Origin of the sequence: Psychrobacter alimentarius (assembly GCF_001606025.1) — a bacterium.
Taxonomy (GTDB): domain Bacteria; phylum Pseudomonadota; class Gammaproteobacteria; order Pseudomonadales; family Moraxellaceae; genus Psychrobacter; species Psychrobacter alimentarius.
In genome coordinates this window covers 839191-857256 of record NZ_CP014945.1, presented here as the reverse complement: position 1 = coordinate 857256, position 18066 = coordinate 839191, and the positions used below count along the sequence as shown (strand labels likewise).

Sequence of the window (18066 nt, the reverse complement as noted above, 5' to 3'; positions counted from 1 at the left end):
TCAGATATATGAAGAAAAACTACACTTGTTTAGTGACCAAGCTATCATTGAGAAGGTATATCGCATTGGTATGCTCACAGTTGGCTTGCGCTTTGCCTTTTAAAGGTAAATTTAATTGCTCACCAAACTCGCTCATCCAACCGATTTGATTAGCAGGCACACCAACCATTAAAGCGTACGCTGGTACATCTTTGTTAATCACAGCGCCAGCACCAACAAATGCATATTCACCAATGGTAATGCCGCAGATAATAGTACAATTTGCCCCAAGGGTTGCGCCCTTCTTAACAATCGTATCTAAATACTGATCTTTACGCTCGATCAGTGAGCGCGGATTGTAGACGTTGGTAAATACCATACTTGGCCCACAAAACACACCATCTTCAAGATGTACATTGTCATAGACAGAGACATTGTTTTGAATTTTGCAGTGATTGCCAATGGTGACTTTATGACCGATAAATACATTTTGACCAAGAGATACCCCTTCGCCTATTTTTGCACCACTGCAGACGTGAACGAAATGCCATACACGTGAGCCTTCGCCTATTTGTGCGCCTTCATCAACAATGGCTGAGTTATGAATGGAAACTGTAGGATGGATAGATAATGTCATAGTCTAGACCCCTTTAATAGCTTCTTGACGTTAGGATGTACTCTAGACTCATTTGTAACTAAGTCTTTGGCATGACGAATATGCTCTACAGTTTTGACACCGAAACGCGCATCTTCTAGACCGTAGCCACGTCCTGCAAGGATTTCTTGGTACGAGATAGTATGCAAGTCCGTAAACCCACCAGAAAACTCAATTTCATCACCTTCAATATTGATAGAACGATAGGTAGGCTGTTTGCCTTTAACACTGTCAGGTAAATCATCAGCGTCAATCGATAAGAACCAACGTACACGAGCCTTATCATATTCAAGATATCCACCTGCTTTGGTTTCTCCTGTATAGTAAACTTCGTTCTCTACTAAATCGCCAAATATAAAGTGCAACATATCAAAAAAATGTACACCAATGTTCGTTGCAATACCAAAAGACTTATTTAGATCGCCTTTCCAGCTTTCAAGATACCATTTACCGCGAGAGGTAATATAAGTTAGCTCGACGTCATACTTTTCTGCTCGATTGGCAGTAGCTATCTGTTCTTTTAATTTCAATATCGCATCATGGTGGCGCAGTTGTAGTATATTATAGGCCTTATGACCAGTTTCATTTTCAATCTCAATCAGATCATTAAGTATCGCTTCAGTCGGTACTAAAGGTTTTTCACATATTACGTCTGCTCCCATTCTCAGGCCTGCAGCAATATGAGAGTAATGCAAATAGTTAGGCGAACAAATTGAGACGATATCGATTTTTTTATTCGGATCACGTTTAAGTTGATAGCAATAGTCACTAAAGCGCTCGAATTGAGTAAAGAACTCGCTACTAGGAGAGATACTGTCGATAATACCAACAGAATCATTGATATCATAGGCGACAGACAATTCATTACCAGTCTCTTTGATAGCTTTCATATGACGAGGTGCAATGTAACCAGCCGCGCCTATCAATGCAAATTTTTTCATTATAACGTCCTTAATTATTTATAAACGAATATCTGTTTCGCCTTCTTGGAATACGTGTTTTACGTCGTAGACAACATGGTTCAATTTAGCCAGCGCTCTAATTTTATCAACACCCATCTGCTTATACTTACTGTGATCAACAGCCACCACAACGCCATCGTAATAGCCTTTCTGCAAATCATCGATCAACTCAATTCCGTAATGCTCGAAGACTTCTTGCTTATCAGCCCAATCATCGTAGACATCCACATTGATATTGAAACTTTTTAACTCTTTAATAACATCAATGACTTTGGTATTACGGGTATCAGGACAGTCACCCTTAAACGTGAAACCAAGTACCAGTACTTTTGCCTCATCAATATGTATTTTACTACGCGCCAGTTTTTTAACCATTTGCGTAGCCACATATTGCCCCATACCGTCGTTGATACGTCTACCAGCGAGGATAACTTCTGGGCGGTAACCAACTTCTTGGGCTTTATGAGTCAAGTAATAAGGATCGACACTGATACAATGCCCACCAACCAGACCTGGCTTAAATTTCAAAAAATTCCATTTACTACCTGCAGCATCCAATACCGCTTGAGTATCTATACCAATGATATTAAAAATCTTGGCAAACTCATTAACAATAGCAATATTTAAGTCGCGCTGCGTATTTTCAATGACTTTAGCAGCTTCAGCGACTTTAATTGATGTTGCACGATAAGTACCAGCAGTAATGATAGAAGCATAGAGACTATCGATTAAATCAGCCGCTTCCGGTGTTGAGCCTGAGGTAATCTTAGTAATTTTAGTTAAGGTATTTACCTTATCACCTGGATTGATACGTTCAGGACTATAACCAACATAAAAATCTTTATTAAACGTTAAGCCTGATACTTTTTCTATAATAGGAATACAAACTTCTTCTGTCGCACCAGGGTAAACAGTTGACTCATAAACCACGATATCGCCAGCTTTTATGACTTTACCAACAGCATCAGAAGCACTTTCTAAAGGTGTGAGATCCGGTGCATTATTATCATCAATCGGCGTTGGTACTGTTACGATATAAAAATTATAATCAGCAATGTCATCCAATTCAGTGGTAAATATCAGTGAATTAGCTGCTTTTAGCTCCTTACTATTTACTTCAAGCGTAACATCAAAGCCATCTCTTAACTCTTGAACTCGCTTGGTATTAATATCGAAACCAATGACTGGGCGATACTTACCAAACTCAACGGCTAATGGTAAACCCACATAACCCAGTCCAATTACTGCGATTTTAATATTGTTGATATCTAACATAATATTCCTTTAGTAATGTGCCTGAATTTTGTTTTCAAACTTAATTTTTAATACATCTTCTAAGATCTATACAGATTCGGAACTTTCTTGAGAGCATTCTTGATATCCATCTACAAACTGCCTAAACTGCGCTTTTAGCCAATTCACATCATGCTGTTTTTGTTTTTCGGTAAGCTCAAATAAAATGTTTTCGATATCATTTAATGGAAAGCTATGTTCCATCGCCTGCATAATCAAAGGATGGTCAGTCCCCTCTACATTATCATCACCGATGATCAGCTCTTCATAGAGCTTCTCTCCTGGACGTAGTCCTGTAAAGACAATTTCTATATCTCCATCAGGGTTTTCAGCGGTTTTTGTTTCATGACCACTGAGATGAATCATTCTACGAGCCAAGTCGACGATTTTTACCGGCTCACCCATGTCGAGGACAAATACCTCACCACCAGTCGCCATTGCTCCTGCTTGTATCACCAAATTTGACGCTTCGGGAATCGTCATAAAATAACGCGTCACATTAGGATGAGTGACTGTTATAGATTTGCCTTCTTCGATTTGTTTGGTAAATACAGGTATGACAGAGCCTGAAGATCCAAGCACATTACCAAAACGTACCATGCTAATGCAGGTGCTATTGCTTGTTTTGCTTAATCCTTGACAGACCAGCTCTGCCAAGCGCTTAGTTGCGCCCATGACATTGGTCGGCCTCACTGCCTTATCTGTGGAAATAAGAACAAAGGTCTCAACGTTCGCTTCAATGGCAGCGCGCGCACAGTGATACGTGCCTTTGGTGTTATTAATGACTCCCTCAAAAGGGTTATGCTCTACCAAAGGCACATGCTTATAGGCGGCAGCATGATACACTGTTTTTATTTGATGTTGTGTCAGTATTCTATATAGATTGTCTTCATTGGTGACGTTGCCAATCACCGCGATGATGTCAATAGTCTGATAACTGTTATGCTTTGATTGGAACGCTATGAGTTCTTGATGGATACTATAAAGTGCATATTCGGACGACTCATAAAGCACAAGGCATTTTGGCTGGTTTTTGATTACTTGTCGACATAGCTCACTGCCGATGGAGCCACCTGCACCCGTGACCAGCACACATTTACCACTGATATTTTTTTGCAGCAAATGCATGTTTGGTTCGACGGTCTGACGATCTAGTACATCTAAAATATCGACTTTACGCATACTACTGACAGTCACTTTGCCATCGGCAAGCTCTTTAAGACTCGGTAAATCTTGAATCTTGATGGAAATACCAGATAGCTTCTCTATAATTTTTCTTTTTTGTGTACGGTTGACAGAAGGTAACGCTAAAAAAACCTGCGCGACGTCATATTTTCTTATAACAAACTCAAGCTCATGAGCAGCATAAATCTTTTTATCAAGTAAGTACCCTCCTATTAGTTGATGATCATCATCGACATACGCTACTACATTGTAATTGTGCGAGTTTCTTAGACCTTTTAATAGGTTTCTGCCTGCATCACCTGCGCCATAGATCACGATATTATCACAACTACCCTCATTTCTAAGGTGCGCCCGATGCTGACCCCATCGTCGCATCAGAAGCTCACGAATAATCAGCCTGCTATTCCATAACCAAATGAAATACAGAAACAAAAAGATGATTGGAACAGAGCGCGGTATACTCTCCAATGGGTTTAGGTAAATAATGATTTCAAAAATGATAATAAGGACGAAAAACAGCTGCGCCACAGTGCCCATGACGTTATCAAGAAAGCCTCTAGCCACCCCTTTATAGAAGCCAATGGTGTACAAGCCAATGATAGGAATAGCAGCATAAAAGAATAATATGGCGGGGCTAATATGATGAGCGATATTGCCGTAGCGCAAGGACAACGCTAAAAACAAGCAAACACATGACATTGCAAAGTCTGCACTGAACATTACTGTGCGCTTGAGCCCACGCGGTAGTGATAACAAATACTCAGTGATGGATAATGGCCGCGTATTTTTATGTTTCAGCGGCGGACAGACATTTTTAGTTACTGATTTTGAAAACATAACCACCAACGATTCAAAAGAGATGCATGAGAGGAGAATTCTAAAAATTCACGATTGCTTAAGACTTATTCCCATAAGCATAACTATAGTGATAGCTGTATTTACTCATCAAACCTTGCTGTACATCATTCAGAATAATGCCATCTACTTGTACATTTGATTTATTCATCTGCTTGATAGCATAAACCAACTGCCCTTCTATTGAGTCATCGTATCTCGTTACCATTAGCACTTTGTCTGCATAATGACCTAACACCATAGCATCTGAGGCCGCTAGTACTGGCGGTGAGTCGATAATGATATAATCGTACTGAGACTTTAACGCTGCTATTAGCTGACCAAAATTATCATTCATTAGTAGTGATGCAGGATTGTGCGGATGCTTGCCGCGCGGTATAAAATCAATATGATCCATACCAGTAGGATGGATAAAATCAGAAATACCTATATTAAAGAGCTCATTATCTTTTTGGACACTATCGACTGGGAGCAATCGACTGTTATCCTGTGACAAATAATCCGCTAGGCCATTATTTTGACTCATATTGAACATTTTATGCATCTCACCCATACGCATATCACCATCTATTACCAGTACCTTTTTATTGAGCTGAGCGAATACTTCTGAAAGGTTAGCTGTGATAAAAGATTTACCAACGCCTGGGCTCTCACCAGTTACTAAGATGATTTTGCCAGATTGCTTGGTTAAGCTTTTTGTTGCCAAACTAAATACCAAGTTGGTTCTGAGACTTTTGATTGCCTCATAACTCAAGCTATCATGATCTACATGAGCGAGCATACGATGCGGACTTTTTTTATTTTTACTTAATCTTGATAATAAAGGTGAGCGCGGAATGGTCGCAATCACTGGTATGCCTGTTTTGGTTTCCAAGCGCTCCGGATCTTTTACCACATTTTTCAGCAGGTTTTTAAGTAATACTAATGCTGCGCCAAGCATCGTTCCTAAAAGCATGGCCAATATCATAATTTGGAGTTTTTTTGGCGCAATCGCTCTAAAGGTACTGACAGGTAGATCAATGATACGAGCGTACCCAATTTGACCAGCCTTAACGATTTTTAATTGTTCATAATTCTTGAGCAGCGTTAAATAGATTTCTCTATTAATTTCAGTATCGGCTGATAATTTTAAAAACTCTCTTTGTATCTCTGGTAGACCAGCAATCGTATTATCTATCTCTTGTTTTCTACTATTAAGTACAGCAAGTTGTTCATTGATCTGCACAACCAATGGATGCTCTTCGGTATAGTAGGTAGTGAGATCTGCTTTTTTTAATTTAAGCTCATTAAGCTGTGAATCGATTTGCGAGTTTTCACCTAATAAAAGTTCAGCTTCTTTACTGACATCGATGGTGCCATATTTTTTACGGAATTCATTAAATATTGCTTCAGAGTCTTCTAGCCTTTTCTTTAATGTTGGAATTTGCGTTTCCATAAAGCTAATGGTTTTAGTCGTCTCTTCAGATCCACGAGATTGATTTTGATTAATATAGGATAAGACGATTTGTTTCAATATTAAGCTGGTCTGCTGCTGATTTGATCCAGTCATAGACAGTTGGATAATACCGGTTTGCTTACCTTTTTCAACGACTGACAACGCACTATTTATTTGGTCAGTTGTTGTTTGAAGGGATTGTTTGATGATATTAACTGGGTATCCATCAACCGGAAGATCATTGACGGTGACCTGAATCTCACCATCCGTCCCTCTAAATTGATGCGCTGTACCAATTTGGCCTTTAAATTCGTCAAAACCATTGCTTAACACGAACCCTGTTGCAGAGCGTGTCAAGGTGAATGAACGATTCAAATATTTTTGTGAAACATTAAACTGGCTGATTTGCGCTTCGCCATCTTTAGTTTTCAGTGACACACCTTCAGGTATATTTACCTGAGTATCGATACTACTGCTTTTTATTCTATCAAGCGCGCCAATATTAGGATCAGATAGCCGAATGCGTAGATGTAATGTATTGACAACTGGCTCTAATATCATACGCGAACGAATGAGCTCTGCTTCTGTTTGAGCTTTACTAACTTCAGATCCAATAAGCTCAGAGATATCACTACCAAGCGCTGCGATGCCCTGAGACTTTTCTTCAACTTGAATAAGCGCATCAGATTTATAAGTAGGATTGACATATCTACTATACAAGACCCCTATAATCAAACCCACTACAGCAAAGAAGACAATGATTTTCCAGCCACGTAAAATGGCAAATAGCAACGCCATTAGATCAATTTCGTCATTATCATCTTTAGAGGCAGCGCTTGATGCATTTTTTGAATCTGTATTCATAATAATAGGGTCATCACTCAAGGATAGTCATTTAATAATTGCGGCTTAACTAAGTTTGTTAGCCCATTGCTCAAGACTGTTAACAATGTCTTTACATGCTGCTTCAAACACATTTATATCATGCTGATAAGGATCAGCAATGTCTTTATTGACCCAATGACCTATCCGAAAAGTTTTGCCACGGCAATGTGGCCAACGTGCTTCAATCCACTTGGTTTGACTGTCTGACATTGTAAATATAAGATCTGCGATCGTAACTAGATTTTCGTTTATCTGCTTGGCCACATGATCAGACATATCTATATTGTAGGGAGCCATGACTTGTTGTGATTTTGGCTCTACTGGATGACCAGTCATTGCTGAAAGACCTGCTGAATCAATATTTTTTTGAGGATACTGATTTTTTAGTAGCGCAGCTGCTATAGGGCTGCGACAAATATTACCCACACAAACGACCAAAATATTATCAAACGCCATCTCAAAAATACCTGTGCCCGTGTGTGCTATAAGCCAGAAAGACTTCTAATGGTAGAAGTAGAAGGTAATAGAGCACTAACTACACGATTCCAACGGGTCAAGCCAGTTGGATCAACATAGACAATATCGTTGGCTTGCATCTCAAAACGATTGGCAAGGGGAAAGCTGGTAATAGTCTGCATATCGATATAATAAATATTAGTAACTCTCGTTTTGAGATTATCACGCACCACATAAATCTTGGCAGCATTGGCTGTATTGGCGTTGAGACCTCTAGACTCACCCAATACCTGCGCTAGACTGATGCCCTGTTCTAAAATAGGAACAGGCTCTACACGCCCAAACTCACCCAAGACATATATCTTATTGCGATCTTGACTATTGATATGAATCGAGTCACCGTCTCGTAGATAGATTTGATTAGCCGATGTACCCATTTCCCGTAACGATTGTAGACCGATAGAGTAACTCTTCCCCTGACGGTCCAGTACGATACTATTTGAATCTCCTGTAGGCATTGCCCCGCCTGCCATAGAAATTGCACCGTATAACGATACAGGAATATCAGCAATGGGGAATTCACCCGGTTGCTTTACTTCACCATCAATAAAAAATTTATTGCCACGATAATTGACAATTTTGACTTGCGGGTCTGGATATTTAAGGTAGCGTTTCAAACTGCTTTGTAAGTTGGCGGTAAACTTGGGCACGCTTAGGCCACTGGCTTTAATACGCCCTATGAGAGGAAATTGAACAAAACCTTGTTGATCAACTGGAAAACCTGAGACATAAGGATTACTATTGCTACTGACTGCAGAGGGCGTTATATCTGGGTAACCTATCATTGAAATACTTAGAATATCACCTTCAGTAATTCGATAGTTTGCTTGACCAGAGCTTTGTACTAGTTCTGCCAAGTCGCTGTTAGGAGTCACCACTTGTTTAGGCGGTAGCGTTGTTAAGCTCAATGGCTGAACATTAAACTGAAGACCATTTTCCGCGACAAAAGTACCACTAGGTGGCAAATTACCAGACTGTAATCCTGAATTGAGACTCATACATCCTGATAATGCACTCACAAGTAATATACACGTTGCGCCTAACCGTCTAAGTGCATGATGCTGCATGAATAACCCTCTATAACGCATTATTTTTATTTTATAATATTAAGCTATTATATTTTTCATAAAAATTTATAACGCATAATAACATGAATATGCTCTTGTTAAACTTTTATTACTTGATAATAGTTTATTTTTGTGATGACTATAAGTAAAATTTGAATTTATTACATTAATATGTGTAGTAATATTTTTGTCTATAGACAATTTGATCATTGTAATTAGCATATAATTTATGTGCTTGGCGAAAATAAATTTTATTTAAATAATTTTTTTAGCAAATAAAGTTTATATTTCTGTCTGTTTTTTATCTAATCTTTTTTATCGGAAAATAACTATAAAGCGTATAAATAGCGTAGAATAGCGGCTGCAAATTACTTTGCTAAAATTTTATACATTGAGAAATGTAAACCCACCGACTCAAGGACATCATTATGAAAGATGAAAAATTACAGAAAGCCCTCGCCCGTATGGGTCTAGGTTCGCGCCGTCAGATGGAAGAGGTGATCAAAGCGGGTCGCGTCTCTGTCAATAACGGCCCAGCAACGATTGGTGATCGCGTCACACAAGGCGATGAAATTCGCGTTGATGGTCGTCAGATCAAATACACCGCTGAAAACGAGAAGCGCCGCCGCGTGTTGGCATACTATAAGCCTGAAGGTGAAGTTTGTTCAGCCAAGGACCCAGAAGGTCGTCCAACGGTATTTGAGCGCTTGCCAAAATTGACTCATGATCGCTGGGTCATGGTTGGACGTTTGGATATCAACTCCACTGGTCTGCTCCTGTTCACTAACGATGGCGAAATGGCGCATCGTTTGATGCATCCATCAAGCGAAGTGACACGTGAATACGCTGTACGTGTATTGGGCGAAGTGACACCTGACATTGCTCGAAACTTGACGGCTGGTGTGATGCTAGAAGACGGCATGGCACAGTTTGAAGATATCAAAGAAGGGGGCGGTGAAGGCGTCAATAAATGGTATCACGTCAAGCTAAAAGAAGGACGTAACCGTGAAGTGCGTCGTCTATTTGAGTCGCAAGGCTTAAAAGTAAGCCGTCTATTGCGTACGCGTTACGGTACAATTGCCTTACCAAAAGAGCTGCGTACAGGTCGTTTTTTAGAGCTGGACAAAAAAGACATCAATACATTGACAGACCTAGTCAGCTTACGCCCACGTTATGGCACGGGCCTACATGGTGCGGCAAAAGAGAAGCAAGAGCGTATCCGCAACAAGCCACTAAAAGCACGTCGTGCAGACAGCCGTGGCGAGAGCAGCAATGCAAAACCTAAAAGCAGCGCAAGCCCTGCCAGCCGCGGTTCACGCAATACTCGTGACCGTAATGACAAACGTTAATCTGTATCTACTTTAAATCTGTTAAAGCGTTAAGGTAAATTCAAAAAAGCTGCCCATGATGATGAGTCATGGGCAGCTTTTTTATGCCGTATTATTAAGTCGTTATAGACACATAGTCAGCTCAAGCATTATGATTATTGAAGTCTTAAGACTGTTTAACTCTTATACCCCTTCAAGGACTTTAACTACTCAATTATCATGGCTATCGAGATACTGATTCATGACTCGTAAATCCTGCAAATGCCGCATCTCCATTTGCTCTAATAACGTATCCAGACGTTGTTCAATATTGTCTAATACCTTTTGTAGTAACTCACCTGCCTCCACCCTTTTCTCACCATTCATAGTTTTTGCATTCTTATGCATATGTGTGAGCTGGTAGTAACTGGCCAACACTTCTGGCAATCGAGTATGCAACATCTTGTGCAGCACAAATTGAGACTCATTGACCGCAGGTGTTCTATGCTGCGCTTGTAACTCTTGTTGATATGCTTGGTAGTGATGTACTTTTTCGTCAATACGCTGTAGTTGGCGCAACTCCTGCTCTGATAGACTCTCCAAATGTTTTTTATTCAGATTTAGCTGCTGCCAGTTTAGGGTAGTTAGAGACAATGGCGCATGGTAATCTTGATACGTGAGTACGCCTGGAGAGATGCCGACCGCTTTATGAAATGCGTGCCAGCACTTTTTTCCCAAATATAAAGTAGTAATCGTCGTCACAACGCCAATGCCTATTATGATACTCATATACACTCGCTATTTGTTTTTCACTCATACATGTCATCAAATGTTATTTCGCATCTACTTTTCTTTGGCTGATCGTTTTATCGCTGAGTACTTTTTTCTTGAGTACTTGCTTCTTGAAGGTTTTCTTCTTGAGGATTTAGCTCATTAGGGTCATGATTTTTATCCATATTAGGGACTGTATTAGGATTGCTAATGTTGCTCAGAGAAGATGCCTCTACCGTGGTTGTTGGGTTATCAAAGCGACTTTGTAGATATCTATTGGCGACCAGCAGTTTTTGTCCATCTTGATGATAAGAGGCATTCAATAAATCGTCGAATTGGGTATTGATTGTCTTGAGTATGTCTAATAATGCTTCTTTGCCAGTGACGTTAGAGTGCTTAATTTTTGTCGTATTAGCAAGCGCGCCATCCGCCACATCTAAGTCATGCAAGCGGCGATAGTCAGCCACTGCTTGTGGTATATGTGTGTCCATCAGGTTTTGAATCATGACATAAGTTTCGTTGACAGTATCCTTGTTATCAATTTTTCCATCATTATTGGTATCACCATAAATCAGACGCAGCTTTTTGCCTTTTTGGTTGATTTGGTCAAGCGCTGTTTTGATTTCAACTGGCAAGCTTTTTTCGGGAATATAGCCCAATTGCGGCATGGCCGTGTATTCAAGCATTTTGGGCGCTGTGAATTTTTTGATACCGCGATACCCCAAATATAACCCAGCTGCTGGTAACAGCCCGTATAAAACAAACATCACGAACATCGCTGTCATTTGGGTCATCATAGCGTCCTTATGGAATTGGTCTTATATAAACTAGCTTTGGGTGCGACTTTTGACATAACGATGGGTCGATGCCAGACGGTTCATCACGGTTTGATGCAACTCATCTAATAACTCATCAAGCTCATAGTCAATTTCTAAAAACAAATCGGTCAGCATGTCACCTGCCGTCATTTTACCTTGAACCGTACTATTCTTGGTTCGATGTGGACTAAAGCGCTGTAGCTGTTCATAATGATGTAACGCTTCTGGAATACTCTCTGACACCAGCTTATCGATGACAAACTGGCGCTCATTGTGCTGCTGCTGTTGCTGTTCGTTGAGCTCATTGCTCCACTCACGATAGCGCTTTAACTTACCATTGATTCGATCTAATATGGCAACCGCTTCAATCGGCATAGCATTTAAGGTGGCCTCATCAACCACATCAATCAGTTCAGTCATAATCGGACAGCGTCCATATCTTAGATACCATAACGTATCTGGGTCAAAAGGAGGTCTATTTGTGGGGCGCATTTGAGCGCGATTGGACAAATAACGATCCGTCAAAGGCGTGGGTGTTCCAATATCAGTGACTTGTGCTAAAGCATCACAGATACGATCCGCCCGTTCAGGTGGAGTCAGCGTGGAGAGTTGCTGATCTACTTGATTACTTTCTTCAGTCACTCCAGCCTCTTTAACTTCGGCGTCCTGACTGATACTCGCTCTTTGAGCATTTTCAGCCGCTAGCGTTGGCAAGTCATTCTGCGCTTGTCCAAACGACTGTAGCATTCTTGCCAAACTTACCACCATGGCCCACTTCGCCTCTCATTCATTGTGCTTGTATTGCATACGTAGATTCAATAGCGTATCTTAACAGCTTTTTTTGGCGCTGCCAGTAAGCAAACTGTCAACGTTATTACTCTAAAAACAATAAGCCTACTACTATGAATGCCCCTGATTATTTTTCTGGTTTCTTTCTTGGGCTATCGCTCATTATTGCCATTGGTTCACAAAACGCCTTTGTACTCAAACAAGGGCTCAAACGTGAGCACATATTTTTTGTCTGTCTTTTTTGCGCGGTGAGTGATGCGCTTTTAATCTCAGCAGGCGTGGGTGGTTTTGGCGCAGTCACCGCACGCTACCCTCAAGTGGTCAATATTGCAAAGATAGCTGGCGTCTTGTTCTTACTATGCTACGGCTTACAAAGCTTGTATGCCAGCGTGCGAGTGTCACATGCGATGACCGTCGAGGGACAGGTAGTCACTAGTCTTAAAAAGGCATTGTTATTATGCTTTGGCTTTACTTGGCTAAACCCACACGTCTATCTAGATACATTGGTGCTCGTTGGCATGGTTTCAACAGGTGCCAGTAGCAAGCTCGTGTTTGCTACTGGTGCCATCACGGCGTCCTTCTTTTTCTTTTTTGCGTTGGGTTATGGCGCGCGCCTACTGAGACCGCTGTTTGCCAAACCAAAAGCTTGGAACATCCTTGATGCCTTAGTCGGCATATTGATGCTATACCTTGCTTGGCATTTGTATCGCAGTTAATACTACTGAGATATTGTGACGTACTGCACCAAAATCGTTCTTAAATGGTTTAATAGCACCAAATTAGAACGTATCCGAACGTTTGAACATAGATTTTATGGCTGAATGAGCTTTTTTCTACAATGGTATAGAACTTGCCTTAATCAAAGCGCAGTTAAGAAACTTTTGCTCTTAAAAACCATTGCTCTTAAAAACTAAGGATATGCTCTATGTTGAAAAAAACGGCTTTGTCACTATTTGTTTTAAGCACGCTCACTCTATCCCTAGCTCATGCACAAGACTTTCAGGTTCTAAAAGAAATCACAAATAAACCCACTCAACTAAAAGAAGGACCATATAAAGGAAACTATTACGTGCCGTCTACCTTACAAACCATCAGCTGGGGTTATTTGCCAAATAGAGATGCCAAACCTGTGTTAAGTGTGCCATCTGGAAGTACAGTGACGTTTGATACGGTGTCTCATGAAGGCTTACTTGAAGATCAAGGACGCGATGCAGAAAAATACTTTCAATCAAAAGGTGTCACAGCAGATTACGTCTTGGATGAAGCAAAAAAGATTACTGGTTCTGACTTAGCACATGATTTTCATAAAGATGGCCCGCATATTGTGACAGGACCACTTGAAATACGCGGCGCCATGCCAGGCGATATTTTAAAAGTAGAAGTGATCAAAATTGAGCCTCGTGTGCCTTATGGTGTTATCTCTAATCGTCATGGCAAAGGCACCTTGGTGGGAGAGTTTCCAAAAACACCGCAGCAAAAAAATGCCTCGACCGCTCATCCTGAACACTTCGGTAATGTCTCCGTCTTTACGCCGATAGAAAAAAACGCCAACGGCAATTATGAAGGCGTCATCAAAACCGAGTCTGGTCCCTCTATCCGCTTTCCACTCAATCCATTTATGGGATTGATGGGCGTGGCCTCAAACACCTCAGAGCCTGTACACTCTGTACCACCAGCAAAACATGGCGGCAATATGGACATCAATGACTTGGGTGATGGCTCAACGGTCTATTATCCTGTACAAGTGCCTGGTGCGCTTTTCTATACAGGCGACAGTCATTTTGCTCAAGGAGATGGTGAAGTCGCTCTGACCGCACTTGAAGCATCAGCGCGTGCAACCTTTAAGTTCACATTGTTAAAAGCGGGTAAAGACAAAATCCCAGGCAAGTCGCTGTCGCAACCTTTGGGTGAAAATTCTGAGTTTTGGATAACGCCGGGGTTGGATGAAGACTTAGACGAAGCCATGAAAAAATCGACTCGTGAAGCCATTGGATTTTTAAATAGAGAATATGGTATTGATGAAGCATTGGCGTATGCTTATTTGAGTGCCGCCACTGACTTTGAAGTGTCACAGGTGGTCGATAAAACAAAAGGCATCCATGCAAAAATTCGTAAGGCAGATTTTAGAGAGTTTAGTCAAGACTAAGTCAAACAAGTCCTTTGTATAGAGCAGTAGCAAGCACTTAGCACACGTATATGATTTAGAGTCTATGCTAAGCGCTTGCTCACAAAACGGCTGTTATATTAAAACCCTTATCACATCATGCTTGGAAACAATGTACGCAATGCATTGACGATGATTTCGACAGAAACGGCCGCTAGTAACATACCCATGATTCGGCTCATGATGTTTAGTCCCGTATCGCCTAATAAACGGCTGATACGACCGGCTGCCATCAATGCCAAATAACAAAACAAGCTGATGAACAATCCAGCGATCAATATAGCAGAGACTTGCAACACGCCCGAGACTTGTGAGGAGTAGATAATCACGGTTGAGATACCACCGGGTCCAATCATCATCGGAATCGCAAGCGGAACGACGGCAGAAGCCATCGTTGGCGGCGCGTCTTGTACATGATCGACATCAAAATTTTCTTGATCAGGCTTAACCGGGTTACCCTCACCATTCATCATATTCAGCGCAATCAAAAAGACCAATATTCCGCCTGCCAGCTGGAACGAGCCTATCGAGATACCCAGTATTTTTAGTAGCCCTTCGCCCGCTAACGTAAAAAAGCTAATGGTAATAAAAATCGTCACACAAGCAACGCGCGCCACTTTGCGCCGGTTATTCATCGAATAACCACGGGTCAAATCCAAAAATAACGTCAGAGCGCTAAATGGATTAATCAATACCATAAAGGCTAAGATTATCTTGATAATTTCAGTATTCACTGAGCGCTCGCTTGTCTATTGAAATAACTTGTACAAAAAGTAAGGTCATCGTGCGAGTGCAAAGATGACCCAATACGCATCGAAAAATGGCATTGTAACATAGGCAGATAAGCCAATAAAATCATTAACTTTGTCGATTTTTTATATCACCAATATCAGACTTTTATCAAATGCTTTATTCAGGCGCTAAGGAATGAGCAACTAAGCTATCAAGCAATCTTATAAAACCTCAACAAACCAGACTACACACTAAAGTCCAAACCAATATCTAAGGCAGTGGTACTGTGTGTGAGGTACCCCATCGCAATAAAATCAACGCCTGTCTTTGCCACTGCTTGTACGGTGGTAGGAGTAATCCCGCCTGACGCTTCTGTTTTGGCGCGGCCCTGACACATGGCCACTGCTTGCGATAGGACGTCAGGCAACATATTGTCTAATAAGACCAAGCTCACGCCAGCCTCCAACGCCTGCTCTAATTGCTCTAGTGTATCAACCTCCACTTCGATTGGAATTAGGTGACCTGCAAACTCTTGGGCGTGGCGGATGGCTGTCTTGATGTCACCTGCTATGGCAATATGATTGTCTTTAATCAAGATGGCATCATCTAATCCCAAGCGATGATTGCGCCCGCCGCCGCAGCGTACGGCATATTTTTGTACCACACGCAAACCTGGAATGGTCTTGCGCGTGCAGGTAATTTGCGCAGGATAGGCAGCGACACTATCGACGATTGTTTTTGTCGCTGACGCAATACCACTCAGATGCGTCATAAAATTGAGTGCGGTGCGCTCGGCCGTCAGCAGATGACGAGCATTGCCCCGAACGGTTGCCAAAACTGTACCAGCAGCCACCGATTCACCGTCGTTGACGTAAGCGCTAAATTTAATCTGCGCATCGACCAAAGCAAACGACAAACGCGCCAAATCCATACCACATATCACGCCTGCTTGCCGCGTCTTAATTTCTAGTTGCGCTTGCAGGTCAACTGGGATGGTGGCTTGCGACGTCACATCGCCGCGTCTACCCAAATCTTCAATTAAGGCAGTTTCAACCAAGGGTTTAAGCAATACCTCATCCAATGCTGGCTCTTTTTTGACTGTCATCTTTAACCCTTATATGCGTACACTAATAATATGAGCTTGATTTAATTAAACTCAAAATGAGCATAAATATAGCGTAAAGTGAACACTCTCGCAAGCCAAGTACCTGTTTTCGTGCTTAACCAAGTGGACATCATCGACTGCAAAAATGGCTTCTTATTTACGCTTGGGTAATTTGCTATCCATCAATAAGCTTTGTAGTTCAATATCATGACGAAAGCGATAAAGCTTTGCAGGGCGACCTCGTTGAGCGCTACTACTGTCTCCTGTCTCTGTTACGAGGTGCTGTGCATCGAGCAGGCGACGAAAATTTTGTTTGTGCAAACGCACGCCTGATAATGCTTCTACGCTTTGCTGTAACTGCGACAACGTAAACACCTCAGGCATGAGGCCAAAGATAAGGGGTCGATATTCGATTTTTGCACGCAGCCTTGAGATAGCAGTGGCAATCACACGGCGATGATCATAGTACATCGGCACACCTTTGAGTTGTGACCATTGTTCAGGCAGTATTTTTGTCTGATAAGTGGGCGGATAAGTAGGCGCTTCAGGTATCAGCCCCGCTTCATAAAGCATTTCATAACGCAGCAACACATGCTCAGCTACCCATTCTTTACTCTCGTATTCAGGCTTTTTATCTGACTCACTTACCAACTCTATATTGTGAGCGTCATCATCTGCAAAAACTGGCCGACTTACGCCCCAGCACAAGCCAATGCGTTGTATTCGGCGTTGTTGACCGACGTCATCCTCTGCGGTATTCGCCCAATCTAATAATGCAGGCACGATAAATTCAACAATCATACTTGGCATACCATCCAAGTGATTCTCCCAAGGAAAATAGTCGTACCAATCTTGCCATGACGCTTGGCTTTGTAGCTGCGCTTGCGTCTCTTGCACCAATCCTAGATAACTCACATAAACCAATGCGTGACCATCGATGTTGCGCCTATTGGTATCTACAAAGGTATATAACTGCTCTAAATATCCAAGTGGCTGCTGTGTTTGCTCTTCGACCCATTGACGAACGCCTGCTTGTAAAGAGCGGTGCAACGGCATGAGTGGTCCATTGGGTAATAATTTCCCTTGATCGACCGTTAGTACGCGAGCGGTATGGTCTGTGATGGCCACAAGTACTGCGACTACTTCGGTTGTGCCACTACCTTGTTGATGGGCGTGCGAGTAAGACAATGTCATAACGTTAAAGGTCATCCTTTATTTTTAGAGCCAAAAGGTAATAAAACGAATGGCTGATAGTATGGCTTAGTATAGCGTGAATGTCGCATTATCATAGACTGCGGTTGTAACGATAAAAAGTCAAAAACAATGTCAAAAACGATAATTAGCAGAGGATAGTTGGTTCAAATTCAAAAATTTACAGCACCATTTATCTACCCTCTTTCCCATTACACGCGAACCTCTCTAAAAAACCAAAGCCTTTTTCCTATCATCTCGATCCTTTATCACTCAAGCTCTTATCACTCAAGCACAAAAACGCAGTTTATGTAAATCGCATCCTTTAATCAGCGACATCTAAAAAGCACTTGTATT

Annotated in this window: 16 protein-coding genes; 3 read left to right on the top strand and 13 right to left on the bottom strand. The window is 41.5% G+C overall.

The features are described from left to right. Nucleotides 1–19: 19 nt before the first annotated feature. The 7 genes from A3K91_RS03680 to A3K91_RS03650 form a co-directional block, all read right to left on the bottom strand. Nucleotides 20–616 carry an acyltransferase gene (locus A3K91_RS03680; protein WP_062844045.1) on the bottom strand — a complete coding sequence of 199 codons (597 nt, stop codon included), beginning with the start codon at nucleotides 614–616 and terminating at the stop codon, nucleotides 20–22. Then, entirely contained in the window at nucleotides 613–1575 is a 963-nt protein-coding gene (locus tag A3K91_RS03675) for a Gfo/Idh/MocA family protein (protein ID WP_062844044.1), read from the bottom strand. Before A3K91_RS03675 ends, A3K91_RS03680 begins: the two co-directional genes overlap by 4 nt. 18 nt (nucleotides 1576–1593) lie before the next feature. Next, nucleotides 1594–2871, bottom strand: a complete 1278-nt coding sequence (tviB, locus tag A3K91_RS03670) for a Vi polysaccharide biosynthesis UDP-N-acetylglucosamine C-6 dehydrogenase TviB (RefSeq protein ID WP_062844043.1) — start codon at nucleotides 2869–2871, stop codon at nucleotides 1594–1596. 66 nt (nucleotides 2872–2937) lie between these two features. Next, the gene (locus A3K91_RS03665; RefSeq protein ID WP_084387247.1) at nucleotides 2938–4911 is read right to left on the bottom strand and encodes a polysaccharide biosynthesis protein; all 1974 of its coding nucleotides are present in this window, start codon (nucleotides 4909–4911) and stop codon (nucleotides 2938–2940) included. A gap of 58 nt (nucleotides 4912–4969) precedes the next feature. Then, nucleotides 4970–7228 (bottom strand): polysaccharide biosynthesis tyrosine autokinase, encoded by a 2259-nt coding sequence (locus A3K91_RS03660; RefSeq protein ID WP_062844042.1) that lies wholly within the window; start codon nucleotides 7226–7228, stop codon nucleotides 4970–4972. Between the two features lie 45 nt (nucleotides 7229–7273). Further along, nucleotides 7274–7705, bottom strand: a complete 432-nt coding sequence (locus A3K91_RS03655) for a low molecular weight protein-tyrosine-phosphatase (RefSeq protein WP_062844041.1) — start codon at nucleotides 7703–7705, stop codon at nucleotides 7274–7276. Between the two features lie 26 nt (nucleotides 7706–7731). Continuing rightward, a complete protein-coding gene (locus A3K91_RS03650; RefSeq protein ID WP_228139900.1) occupies nucleotides 7732–8763 on the bottom strand; it encodes a polysaccharide biosynthesis/export family protein in 1032 nt (343 codons plus the stop codon). Nucleotides 8764–9260: 497 nt separating this feature from the next. On the opposite strand from A3K91_RS03650, the gene rluB reads away from it, so the two are divergent. Next, entirely contained in the window at nucleotides 9261–10181 is a 921-nt protein-coding gene (gene rluB, locus A3K91_RS03645) for a 23S rRNA pseudouridine(2605) synthase RluB (RefSeq protein ID WP_062844039.1), read from the top strand. A 189-nt stretch (nucleotides 10182–10370) separates the two neighbouring features. On the opposite strand, the gene A3K91_RS03640 is transcribed toward rluB, so the two are convergent. The 3 genes from A3K91_RS03640 to A3K91_RS03630 all read right to left on the bottom strand — a co-directional run bounded on the left by A3K91_RS03640 (nucleotide 10371) and on the right by A3K91_RS03630 (nucleotide 12496). Continuing rightward, nucleotides 10371–10928 carry a hypothetical protein gene (locus A3K91_RS03640; protein WP_062844038.1) on the bottom strand — a complete coding sequence of 186 codons (558 nt, stop codon included), beginning with the start codon at nucleotides 10926–10928 and terminating at the stop codon, nucleotides 10371–10373. Between the two features lie 77 nt (nucleotides 10929–11005). Further along, nucleotides 11006–11707, bottom strand: coding sequence for a hypothetical protein (locus A3K91_RS03635; RefSeq protein ID WP_228139899.1), 702 nt, complete (start codon nucleotides 11705–11707; stop codon nucleotides 11006–11008). A gap of 30 nt (nucleotides 11708–11737) precedes the next feature. Next, on the bottom strand, nucleotides 11738–12496 hold the full coding sequence (locus A3K91_RS03630; protein WP_228139898.1) for a hypothetical protein: 759 nt from the start codon (nucleotides 12494–12496) through the stop codon (nucleotides 11738–11740). A gap of 134 nt (nucleotides 12497–12630) precedes the next feature. On the opposite strand from A3K91_RS03630, the gene A3K91_RS03625 reads away from it, so the two are divergent. Together A3K91_RS03625 and A3K91_RS03620 are read left to right on the top strand one after the other, a co-directional pair. Then, nucleotides 12631–13233, top strand: a complete 603-nt coding sequence (locus A3K91_RS03625; RefSeq protein WP_062844036.1) for a LysE/ArgO family amino acid transporter — start codon at nucleotides 12631–12633, stop codon at nucleotides 13231–13233. 209 nt (nucleotides 13234–13442) lie between these two features. Then, the gene (locus tag A3K91_RS03620) at nucleotides 13443–14663 is read left to right on the top strand and encodes an acetamidase/formamidase family protein (protein WP_062844035.1); all 1221 of its coding nucleotides are present in this window, start codon (nucleotides 13443–13445) and stop codon (nucleotides 14661–14663) included. Between the two features lie 110 nt (nucleotides 14664–14773). Here A3K91_RS03620 and A3K91_RS03615 read toward each other — a convergent pair whose 3' ends face one another. The 3 genes from A3K91_RS03615 to A3K91_RS03605 form a co-directional block, all read right to left on the bottom strand. Further along, nucleotides 14774–15415, bottom strand: a complete 642-nt coding sequence (locus A3K91_RS03615) for a MarC family protein (protein ID WP_084387246.1) — start codon at nucleotides 15413–15415, stop codon at nucleotides 14774–14776. Nucleotides 15416–15657: 242 nt separating this feature from the next. Next, complete coding sequence (nadC, locus tag A3K91_RS03610) at nucleotides 15658–16518, bottom strand: carboxylating nicotinate-nucleotide diphosphorylase (RefSeq protein ID WP_062844034.1); 861 nt, start codon at nucleotides 16516–16518, stop codon at nucleotides 15658–15660. A gap of 153 nt (nucleotides 16519–16671) precedes the next feature. Beyond that, the gene (locus A3K91_RS03605; protein WP_062844033.1) at nucleotides 16672–17712 is read right to left on the bottom strand and encodes an NUDIX hydrolase; all 1041 of its coding nucleotides are present in this window, start codon (nucleotides 17710–17712) and stop codon (nucleotides 16672–16674) included. Between the last annotated feature and the right edge of the window lie 354 nt (nucleotides 17713–18066).